The 10,617-nt window shown below is 68.3% G+C and carries 9 protein-coding genes; 4 read left to right on the top strand and 5 right to left on the bottom strand.

The features are described 5' to 3' along the window. A partial coding sequence (locus AVT10_RS09445; RefSeq protein WP_157092727.1) for a TonB-dependent siderophore receptor occupies positions 1-1,237 on the bottom strand: 1,237 nt, incomplete at its 3' end. Positions 1,238-1,361: 124 nt separating this feature from the next. Between AVT10_RS09445 and AVT10_RS09440 the strand changes: the two genes are divergently transcribed. From AVT10_RS09440 to AVT10_RS09430, 3 genes are read left to right on the top strand one after another with little or no spacing between them, the layout of a single operon-like run. Beyond that, on the top strand, positions 1,362-2,117 hold the full coding sequence (locus tag AVT10_RS09440; RefSeq protein WP_066690161.1) for an ABC transporter ATP-binding protein: 756 nt from the start codon (positions 1,362-1,364) through the stop codon (positions 2,115-2,117). Next, positions 2,114-3,550 carry a DUF3526 domain-containing protein gene (locus tag AVT10_RS09435; RefSeq protein WP_066690159.1) on the top strand — a complete coding sequence of 479 codons (1,437 nt, stop codon included), beginning with the start codon at positions 2,114-2,116 and terminating at the stop codon, positions 3,548-3,550. The genes AVT10_RS09440 and AVT10_RS09435 overlap by 4 nt, the downstream gene beginning before the upstream one ends. Continuing rightward, complete coding sequence (locus tag AVT10_RS09430; RefSeq protein ID WP_066690157.1) at positions 3,550-4,821, top strand: DUF3526 domain-containing protein; 1,272 nt, start codon at positions 3,550-3,552, stop codon at positions 4,819-4,821. The genes AVT10_RS09435 and AVT10_RS09430 overlap by 1 nt, the downstream gene beginning before the upstream one ends. Here the strand turns inward: AVT10_RS09430 and AVT10_RS09425 are convergent. The 3 genes from AVT10_RS09425 to AVT10_RS09415 all read right to left on the bottom strand — a co-directional run bounded on the left by AVT10_RS09425 (position 4,818) and on the right by AVT10_RS09415 (position 9,073). Next, a complete protein-coding gene (locus tag AVT10_RS09425; protein WP_066690155.1) occupies positions 4,818-6,344 on the bottom strand; it encodes a DHA2 family efflux MFS transporter permease subunit in 1,527 nt (508 codons plus the stop codon). The two genes, AVT10_RS09430 and AVT10_RS09425, sit on opposite strands and share 4 nt — an antisense overlap. A 148-nt stretch (positions 6,345-6,492) precedes the next feature. After that, positions 6,493-7,617 carry an HlyD family secretion protein gene (locus AVT10_RS09420; RefSeq protein ID WP_066690153.1) on the bottom strand — a complete coding sequence of 375 codons (1,125 nt, stop codon included), beginning with the start codon at positions 7,615-7,617 and terminating at the stop codon, positions 6,493-6,495. Next, on the bottom strand, positions 7,610-9,073 hold the full coding sequence (locus AVT10_RS09415) for an efflux transporter outer membrane subunit (RefSeq protein ID WP_066690151.1): 1,464 nt from the start codon (positions 9,071-9,073) through the stop codon (positions 7,610-7,612). The genes AVT10_RS09420 and AVT10_RS09415 overlap by 8 nt, the downstream gene beginning before the upstream one ends. An 88-nt stretch (positions 9,074-9,161) precedes the next feature. Here AVT10_RS09415 and AVT10_RS09410 point away from each other — a divergent pair, with 88 nt between their 5' ends. Next, a complete protein-coding gene (locus AVT10_RS09410) occupies positions 9,162-9,794 on the top strand; it encodes a TetR/AcrR family transcriptional regulator (RefSeq protein ID WP_066690149.1) in 633 nt (210 codons plus the stop codon). Between the two features lie 14 nt (positions 9,795-9,808). Here AVT10_RS09410 and AVT10_RS09405 read toward each other — a convergent pair whose 3' ends face one another. Continuing rightward, positions 9,809-10,516, bottom strand: coding sequence for a glutaredoxin family protein (locus AVT10_RS09405; protein ID WP_066690147.1), 708 nt, complete (start codon positions 10,514-10,516; stop codon positions 9,809-9,811). Positions 10,517-10,617: the final 101 nt, after the last annotated feature.

The following is a 10,617-nucleotide window of genomic DNA, read 5'->3' as shown; positions in this document are numbered from 1 at the left end:
AATAACCCGGACCACCCGATGGGGGCTGCTCAGGCTTGCGCTGGCCATAGACCGGCTGGAACACGTCGATGTCATAGGGCTGCGACGCGCTGGGATTGAAGCGGTAGAAGATGCGCCGCTGGTCGTAATCGAACGCATCCGCACCGACGCGCAACTGGTGGCCGATGCCGAGCAGCGTGCGGTTGAGGCTCAGTTCGATGCGACCCGACAGGTCCTGCCAGCGATAGTCATGGATGCGCAGCTGCCGCCGCAGCCGTGTGCCGACCAGCACGGCGTTATGGGTCGACTGGCCGGTCAGTGCGCCGTCACGATATTGCAGCCCCGCTTCCAGCGCGATGCCGGGACCGAGATCGACATAGGCGGTCGCCTGATGCTGCGCGGTGCGCTGGGTCATCGGCCCGTCGTTCGGTTCGCCCAGAAAGCGGCTGCGGGGCAGCGCGCGACCATCGCCTCCGACCGCGACCAGCCCGCGATCATGGACGAAATGTACGAGGTTGTATTCGAGCTGATAGAGCAGGCGCACCCGGTCGCTCACCCGCCAGCCGAGCGAGGGTGCGAACAGCAGGCGGTCGTTGTGGACGAAGTCGCGGAAGCTGTTGCCATCCTGATAGACGCCGATCACCCGCGTCGCGATCCCGCCCGCGATCGGACCGCCGATATCGAAACTGCCGCGCCACGTGTCGAAGCTGGCATAGCCGATCTCACCGCCGGCATGGACATGGTCGAGGGGCGCCTTGGTCACGATGTTGATCGACCCGCCCGGCTCGCCCTTGCCCGACAGCGCCGATGCCGGGCCCTTGAGCACCTGGAAACTCTCCACGGTCGCCACGTCGCGGCGCGCGTTGAACCCGCGATTGGCGCTGAAGCGGTTGACGAGCAGGTCGGGACCCTGGTTAATATCACCCGAAAAGCCGCGGATCGCATAGGCGTCCCACGCCCCGCCAAAGCTGTTCTGCCGCGCCATACCGCCCGCCAGATCGAACAGCTGCGACAGGTCGGTAAAGCCGGTGCGGTCGATCAGCGTGTCGTCGAGCAGGCGGACATTCTGCGGCAACAGCAGCGGATCGACGTCGAGGCCGTTGATGCTGGCATTCGCCAGGCGCGATCCGGTGACGACGATATCGGTGGCCTGATCGTCCGAATCCGTCCGGGGGCCCGGCTGCGCCCAGGCGCCGGTCGCCGCCAGAAACGGTGCGAGCAGCAGTGCCGGTGCGCACCGGCGCAGGCATGGCGTCATGATGATCCCCCGATCGATTCGATATTGATCCCTATTCGCAAAAACGAGCGGAGGGCAAGCGGATGATGCAATGATACATCATCTCTATTGACGATACCCTCCCCGGAAAGGCAGGAAGCCGCCCATGCAAACACCGCTGCCCCCTGCCCGTCTGCCCGGGACCGACCCCGAGATCGCCATCGCCGATGCGTCACTCGCCTATGGTGCGCACCGCGTGCTCGACGGACTGTCGCTGTCGGTGGCCGCCGGCGAGATCTACGCGCTGCTCGGCGGCAACGGCGCGGGCAAGTCGACGACATTGTCGGCGCTGCTCGGCTTCGTGCGTGTCGATGGCGGCAGCGTCCGGGTCGGCGGGATCGATCCGGCGGCGGACCCCGATGCGGCGCGGCGGCGCATCGCCTATCTGCCGGAGAATGTCGCGCTCTACGAACATCTGAGCGCGGTCGAGAATGCCGACTATCTGCTGGCGCTGTCGGGCACGCCCCGGTCGCGCGGGGACATTACCGATGCGCTGACCGCGGCCGGATTGCAGGACCGCGCGTTCGATCAGCGGCTCGGCGGCTTTTCGAAGGGGATGCGGCAGAAGGTCGCGATCGCCGTCGCGTTGTTGCGCGAAGTGCCGGTGCTGCTGCTCGACGAGCCGACCTCCGGGCTGGACCCGCGCGCCACCGCCGATTTCAACGCGCTGCTCCACGCCGTCCGCGCGCGGGGGACCGCGGTGCTGATGGTCACCCACGACCTGCTCAGCGCCGCCGATGTCGCCGACCGGATCGGCTTCCTCGAACGCGGTCGCATCGTCGACGAGGTCGCGGCCGAGGGCGAAGCGCGGTTCGACGTGCGGGCGCTGCACGACCGCTTCTCCGGAACCGGGGCGGCATGAGCGCGATCTCGCTCATCGCGCGGGACGAATTGCGGCTGATGCGGCGCAACCGCGTCGCGGTCACCGCCGTCGCGCTGCTGCTGATCCTGACGCTGGTCGCGGTGGTCACGTCGTGGACCCTTCAACAGGGCATTGCCGACAGCCGCGCGCGCCATCAGGCAGAGGCGAACCACGCGTTCGAGGCACAGCCCGACCGCCATCCGCATCGCGTGGTCCATTATGGCCATTTCATCTTTCGCCCGCTGGGACCGCTCGCCGCGTTCGATCCGGGCGTCGACGCCTTTACCGGCAACACCATGTTCCTCGAAGGGCATCGGCAGAATACCAGCAATTTCGGCGACGTCCGGCAAAGCTCGCTGCTGGTCCGCTTCGGCCAGTTGACGCCGGCCTTCGTGTTGCAGGCGGTGGCGCCGCTGCTGCTGATCTTCCTCGGCTATGGCGCGGTCGCGCGGGAGACCGAACGCGGTACGCTGCGGCCCTTGCTGTTGCAGGGGGCATCGGCGGGTTCGATCATCGGGGGGAAGCTGGGCGCACTGGCGCTGGTCGCGGCGCTGGTCGGCCTGCCGGCGATGATCGGCTTCGTCCTGATTTCGGGACAGCCGGGCGCCTATGCCGGGCCGATGGCGGTCATCGCCTCCGCCTATGCCGCCTATCTCGCCTTATGGGTGGTCGCGATCACCCTCGTTTCGACCCTCGTCCGCCGTCGCCGCGACGCGCTGCTCGCCTTGCTGGCCCTCTGGGCGGTCAGCGTCGTGCTGCTGCCGCGCGTCGCGCCCGATATCGCCGGCCAGGCCTATCCGCTGGCCAACCGGTTGCAGACCGACGTCGCCATCGCCCGTGACCTGCGCCGGATGGGCGACAGCCACAATCCCGACGACCCGCATTTCGCGCAGTTCAAGGCCGCGACCCTGAAGCGCTATGGCGTGACGCGGGTCGAGGACCTGCCGGTCAATTACAAGGGTCTCCTCGCCCTCGAAGGCGAAGCGATGACCAGCAGATTGTTCGACCGCTATGCCGGGCAGAGCTTTGCGACGCACGCGTCGCAGAATGCACTGGTCACCGGGATCGGCCTGCTCAGCCCGACCATCGCGCTGCGCCAGGCATCGATGGCCGCCGCCGGCACCGACTTTACCGGGCATCGCCGCTTCCTCGAACAGGCGGAGGCCTATCGCTACGCACTGGTCCAGCGGCTCAACCGGCTGCAGGCCGATGCGGTCAGCTATGCCGACGATACGGCGAAGGACGCCGGGGCCGACCGGCGCAAGCGGATCGGCGCGGACCATTGGCAACGCCTGCCCGAATTCCGCTTCGTCCCGCCCGATGCCGGATCGCTGGTGCGTGCCAGCCTGCCCGGGCTGGGCATCCTCCTTGGCTGGCTCATGCTGGCGCTGGTCGCGTTGGCGTTCGCCACCCGCCGGCTGGGGACGAAGTGATGGCGATCTGGCTGCATGAAACCCGGCTGCTGCTGCGGTCGCGCATGGCGGCGATCGCGCTGGTCCTGCTGGCCGTGCTCAGCACCGCCGCCGTCGCCGCCGGCATGGCCGAAATGGCGCGGCAGCGCGCGGCAATCGACGCCATCGCAGCGGCGCAGGCCGAGGATATCGGCGCGGTCGCGACCTATGTCGATCGCGAAAAGGACGCGGGCAGCGCCGCCTATTACAGCTTCCACCCGACCTGGGACGCGCCCGCCCCGCTGGCCTTTGCCGCGACGGGGATGCGCGACGTCGCCCCCTATATCCTGCGGGTTCGCGCGCTGGGGCTGGAGGCGCAGATCTATGACGGCGATACCTTCAATCCCGAACTGGCGCTGCCCGGGCGGTTCGACTTCGCCTTCGTCCTCGTCTTCCTTGCGCCGCTATTCGCCATCGCGTTGTTCCACGACCTGCAATCGGGCGAGCGGGAGGCCGGGCGCGCGCGGATGCTGGAGGCGATGCCGGGGGCGCGGCGGCTGTGGCTGCGGCGCGGGCTGATCCGCTTCGCGCTGCTGCTGCTGGCGCTCGGCATCCCCTTCGTCGTCGGCGCGGTGCTGTCGGGTGTCGCGATCGGCCCGCTGCTGCTGATCGTCGCGCTGGCGGCGGCGTATCTGCTGTTCTGGATCGCGCTGGCCGGGCTGGTCGGGCGGCTGGGCCATGGGTCGACCGCCAATGCCGCGACGCTGGCCGGGCTGTGGCTGGTGCTCGTGCTGGTGCTCCCCACGCTCGCCCATGTCGTCATCAACCGCGCCATCCCGGTCGACGACGGTGCCAAGATCGCGCTGGCCCAGCGCGAAAATGTCCATCACGCCTGGGAAATCCCGCGCGAGGAAACGATGCGGCGCTTCTATGCCGCCAACCCGCGATGGGCGGATTCACCGCCGCTGCCGGAGGGTTTCCACTATAAATGGTATTTCGCCTTCCACCAGAATGGCGACGACAGCGTGGCGGCGCGGGTCGACGCCTATCGCCGCGGGCTGAAGCGGCGGGCGGCGACGGCGAATGCGCTGGGCTGGGTGCTGCCCTCGGTCGGGGTGCAGGCGCTGCTCACCCGGCTCGCGCATACCGATCTTGCCGCGCAGCTCGCCTATCAGGACCGCATCCGCGCGTTCCACCGGCGGCTGCGGCATTTCTATTACGACTATATGTTCCGGGACCGGCCGTTCGGCAAAGCGGAGTTCGCGAAGGCGCCGACGTTCGATGACGCGACGGGGGCATCCGCCCGGCGCTAATGCGCGGCCCCCGGTCCGGCCATCCGCTGGGGCCGGGGGGCCAGCCAGATGATGAGCGCCGCACCGGCAAAGATGATCGCCGACAGCAGGAACATGTAGTTGATCGCCAGCGTGCTGCTTTCCTGCGTCACCGTCATCTCGATCGCGCCGCGTACCTGATCGATCGAGAAGCCTTGCGCACTCAGCGCCTGTTGCGTCGCATCGGTGTTCAGCCGCCCGACCATCTCGCTGCGCGCGATCGTCATGTGGTTGGCATAGAGCGTCGTCGATATCGACGTGCCGATCGCGCCGGCCATGGTGCGCAGGAAGCTCATGACGCCCGCCGCCGACGCCGTCTCCTTCGGATCGACCGCGCCCAGCGCGATGGTGGTCAGCGGGATGAAGAAGAACGGCATCCCGAACCCCTGCAGCATCTGCGGAAAGGCGAGCGTCCAGAAATCGGACCCCGTCGTCCATCCGACCCGCAACAGGTTGCACGCCGCGATCCATAAGATGCCGAAGCACACCAGCGCACGCGGATCGCGCTTCTTGAGCATCTTCGCGACGAAGGGCGACATGATGACCGCCCCCATGCCGTTGAACGCGGTGGCATAGCCGGCATAGGTCGAGGTGTAGCCCAGGCTCGCCTGCAACCATTGCGGGATCAGCACGACCGAGGCGAAGAAGGTGCCGAACGCGAAGGACAAGGCGGCGACCGCGACCGCGAAGCCGCGGTGGCGGAACACGCGCAGGTCGACGATGGGCTGCCGCTCGGTCAGCTCCCACGCGACGAACACCGCAGCACCTACCGCCGCGACGATGGCGAGGAGGACGATCGTCGGGTCCTCGAACCAGTCATGTTCGCGACCGATGTCGAGCATGATCTGGAGCGCACCGATCCACAGGATCAGCAGCGCGAGGCCGATCTTGTCGACCTTCAGCTTCTCGCGCTTCGTCTCGGCGGGTTTCAGCAGGCGCAGCGCGCCGAACACGCAGAAGATCGCGACGGGCACGTTGATGAAGAAGATCCAGTGCCACGACCAGCTGTCGGAAATCGTCCCGCCCAGAATCGGCCCCAGGATCGGCGCGGTGACGGTGGTCATCGCCCACATGCCCATCGCCTGCCCATGCTGTTCGCGCGGGAAGACCCGCAGCAGCATCGTCTGCGTCAGCGGCATCAGCGGCCCGCCGCACAAGCCCTGCCCGATCCGCGCGATGACGATCATGGCAAGGCTGGTCGACAGCCCGCAAAGCACCGAAAAGATGCCGAAGCCGATCATGCCCGTCACGAAGGTCCGCACCGTCCCGAACCGCCCTGCCAGCCACCCGGTCAACGGCACGCAGATCGCCTCCGCCACCGCATAGGAGGTGATGATCCACGTCCCCTGGCTGGTCGAGATGCCGAGCGACCCGGCGATATGCCCGACCGACACGTTGGCGATGGTCGTGTCGAGCACCACCATGAAATTGGTCAGCGCCAGCACCAGCCCGGCCAGCCACAGCTTGCCGCCGGTATAGGGTTTGAAATCGTCCTGGCCGGTCATGCCGACTGCTCCCTTGTCGGATGTCCCACGAAATATCGCCTGCCGTACCCCCGCGCAGGCAGGGGTCCAGGGTCAAGCACGAAGCGTTTTCCAATCGGGCGCTGGACCCCCGCCTGCGCGGGGGTACGGTCAGCCGTCGGGGAACGCGCTACCGCCCCGAAACATCCACCTCGGCGGTCATCGACAGTCCGACGCGCAGCGGGTGCGCCTGCAACTCGTTGCGGTCCAGCGCGACGCGCACGGGCAGGCGCTGCACGACCTTGATCCAGTTGCCGGTCGCATTCTGCGCCGGGATCAGTGCGAACGCCGATCCCGTCCCGCCGGAAAAGCCGACGACCCGGCCGTGATATTCGACATCGTCGCCATACAGGTCGGAGGTGAGCTTGACCGGCTGACCCGGCTTCACCCTGGCCAGTTGGCCTTCCTTGAAGTTCGCATCGACATAGGCGCTGTTCACCGGAACGATCCGCATCATCGTCGTGCCGGCCGCGACGCGCTGCCCGATCTGGATCGTCCGGTTGGCGACGACGCCGTCGATCGGCGCGCGGATGACGGTGCGGTCGAGGTCGAGCTGCGCCTGCCGCACCCGCGCCTCCGCCGCCAGCACGTCGGGCGCGCTGCGGGACGTGGCGCCCTGGATCAGCGCCTGATTGGCCGCCAGATTGCCCGCCGCCGCGCTGCGCTGCGACGCAGCCTCCGCCACCGCCGCCCGCGCCTGTTCCAGTGCCGCGCGGGCCGCCGCCAGCGCATTGGTCGCCTGGGTCAGTTCGTCGCCCGATACCGCACCGTTGGGCGCCAGCCGCTGCCGCCGGTTATAGTCCACCTGCGCCTTGTCGAACGCCGCCTGCGCCGATGCCAGCCGCGCGCGGGCGCTGACGATCTCCGCGCCCTTCGCCTGCACCTGCGCCGACAGGGCGCCGCTGGTGGCGGAGGTCTGCCCGAACTGGCGCCGCGCCTTGGCCAGATCCGCCTCGGCACTCGCCAGCGCAATGCGCGCGTCGCTGTCGTCCAGCCGGACCAGCACGTCGCCGCGCTTCACCGCTTGCGTTTCCGATGGTCCGATGGCGATCACCTGCCCGGCGACCATCGGCGTGATCTGCGCCGTTTCCGCGCCGACATAGGCATTGTCGGTCTCGACATAATGGCTGCCGACCAGCGCATACCAGCCGCCATAGCCCGCGGCGCCCAGCAGGACGACCGCGGCGATGCCGGTCAGCCACTTCTTGCGCTTCGTCGGCGCGGTGGTCTCGGGCGCGGGATCGGCATCAGCCATGGGTCACATCCTTGTTCTGCTCGGCGGTCGCCGGGGCGGAAAAGCCGCCGCCCAGCGCCCGGACGAGCGCAATGTCGAGGGTAAAGGCACGCGATTGCAGGTCGGCGACGATCCGCCGCGCCTGCAACACCCGGTCCTGCGCGACCAGCACGTCGGTGAAGCGCGACAGCCCGCCTTCGTAGCGCAGCCGCGCGACGTCGTACCCGGCCTGCGCATCGGCCAGCGAGCGTTGCGATTCGGTCAGGCGCGTCGCCAGCGCGCGCTGGCTGACCACCGCATCGGCGACCGCGCGATAGGCGGCGGTGACGGTCCGGTCGTAATCGGCGACCGCCGCGTCGAACGCCCCGCGCGTCACGCGGTAGCGACCGTCCAGCTCGCCCCCGCGAAAGATCGGCAGGTTGAACGCCGGACCCACGCTGCCTGCGGTCGATCCGCCGTTGATGAGGTTGCTCAACCCCAGGGACTGCAAGCCGAACACCGCCGACAGGCTGAACGACGGATAGAAATCGGCGCGCGCGACCTTGATCCGGTTCGCCTCCGCCTCGACCCGGGTACGCGCCGCGACGATATCGGGGCGGCGGGCGATCAGGTCGGTGGTGACCCCGGCGGGCAGGCCGCGGGCGGGAATGGTCGCGGCGGGCGCGGTGATCGCCAGCCCCCGGTCCGGCCCCTTGCCCAGCAGCGCGGCGATGCGGTTGCGGGTCAGCGCGATCGCTTCGTCGGTCGCCGCCACATCGGCCCGCGCCGCCGGCACCGCCGCATCCGCCTGTTTCTCCTCGGCCCGGGTGTCGAGGCCGTTCGTCACCCGGTCGGCGGTCAATTGCGCGGTCTGTTGTCGCACCTGAAGCGCCGCCTGCGCCACCGCGCGTTCGGCGAACAACCGTGCCAGATCGGCATAGGCATCGGCGATATTGGTCGACAGCGTCAGCTGCGCCTGCGCCAGATCCAGCCGCGCCGCCTCCGCATCCGACCGTGCCGCCGCATAGGCCGCGCGGTTGCGTCCCCACAGGTCGAGGTCGAAGCCGAGCTCGCCCTGCACCCGGCCGGTGTCGTTCCACCCCTTGGGCACGAAATCGGCGGGGATGCCGTTATTGTAGCTCTGCTTGGTCAGGCCGACATTGCCCGATGCGCCGAGCGTCGGCAGCCGCGCCGCCCCGGCCTGCCGCGCATAGCCATCGGCCTGCGCGATGCGCGCGGTGGCGGCGGCAAGGTCGGGCGACCCGGCCAAGCCTTCCGCGATCAGCGCATCAAGCTGGGCATCGCCATAACCCTGCCACCAGTTCTGCGCCGGCCACGCGCTCGCGCCCGACGTGGCAAAGCTGCGGCCGGCGGCGAAACTGTCGGGCGTGCGCGGCACCGGCGCCTCGGCCAGACGCGGCACGCTGGCACAGGCGGACAGGAACAACACCGCAAGCGGCGCCGCGCGGCGGGCTTGCCGAAGACTCGGGCGTATCATGGCGAAAACCGTACTAGTGGGTACGCTTCGTTCCATGATCCTGCCGCTTGCGCCTGTCAACGATTATCTGTACCCGTCAGTACAGTTTATGACCGACACCGAAGAACCCGCGCTCGGCAAGCGCGAAGCCCGCAAACAGGATCGCCGCGACGCGATCGTCGCCGCTGCGCGTCGCTCGTTCCTCGAAGAGGGCTATGCCGCGACGTCGATGTCGGGCCTGCTCAAGACGCTGGGCGGGTCGAAGGCGACCTTGTGGAGCTATTTCCGCTCGAAGGAGGAACTGTTCGCCGCCGTCATCGCCGACGTCACCGCCGCCTTCCGCCAACAGGTCACCAGCGAATTGCTGACGCCGGGCGAGATGGAGGCGACGCTCGTCAATTTCTGCCGCGTATTCATGAACAAGACCGCGCATCCCGATGCGGTGGCGGCATGGCGGCTCGTCGTCGGCGAAAGCGGCCGCTTTCCCGAAATCGGCCGGATCTTTTACCAGGAGGCGGCGGGCCATATCGAACGCGCCCTGTCCGGCTATATCGCGCAGCAGATCGACGCCGGGCGGCTGCGCAATGAGGGCGCGGTCGACATGGCGCGGACGCTGACCGGGATGGCCGCGGTCCATCATAATCGCCGGCTATGGGGCATCGAAACCGCCGACAGCGACATGATCGACGCGCATGCACGGCGGTTCGTCGGCTATTTCCTGCGGCTGTTCGCGGTGCCCTGACCCACCCAAGCGGATCACATCCCGGTCAGCATCCACAGCCCCATCGCGATCATGCCCAGATTCTCGGTCAGCGACACGAAGCCCAACGGCACGTTCGACGACCCGCCGACACAGGCGCATTTCAGTTCGCGCCGGTCGATATAGACCGCCTTGAACACCGACACCGCCCCGATCGTCCCGATGAACAGCGCGACCGCGGCGGACAGCCCGGTCAGCACGCCGGCCACCATCAGCACGCCCGCCAGTCCCTCGGCAAAGGGATAGACATAGCCATAGCGCACCCAGCGCCGCGCCAGCAGGTCGTAGTTGAGGAACATGGTCGAGAATTTCTCGATGTCCTGCAGCTTCAGCAGCGCCAGTATCGCCATGCTGAACCCGCCGAACCATTGGAGCGCGTGCAGCGTGAAGGGCGATCCGAAGGCTGCATGACTGGCCGCCATCGCCAGCAGCGCGGTCATCGCGAACAGGGCGGCGACCGGGCGGTAGCTGGTCGCGCCGGGTTCGGCGACGCGCAGGCCAAGATGACGGCGCAGATCGTCGTAGCCGCCGATGCGCGTGCCACTGATGAAGACCTGCGGGGTCGTCTTCACGCCATGCGCCGCCTTGAACGCGTCCGTCGCCTCGCGCGTTGTCAGCGGGCGGTCCTCGACCGCGAACCCCTTGCGGCGGAGCAGGTCGAGCGCCTTCAGGCCATAGGGACAGGTGTGGCCGGGCAGGACCATGCGGTGAAGGACGGCGGTGGGACGGTCGGACACGGGTGCGCTCCTGGCATTCGCAACGTGCACCCTATATGGGGTCTGGACCATGGTCCGGAGTCAAGGCC

Source organism: Sphingomonas hankookensis (assembly GCF_001619955.1).
Taxonomy (GTDB): Bacteria; Pseudomonadota; Alphaproteobacteria; order Sphingomonadales; family Sphingomonadaceae; genus Sphingomonas; species Sphingomonas hankookensis_A.
Note: the sequence above shows the minus strand (reverse complement) of the source record. Positions and strands in the feature narration are given on the sequence as shown.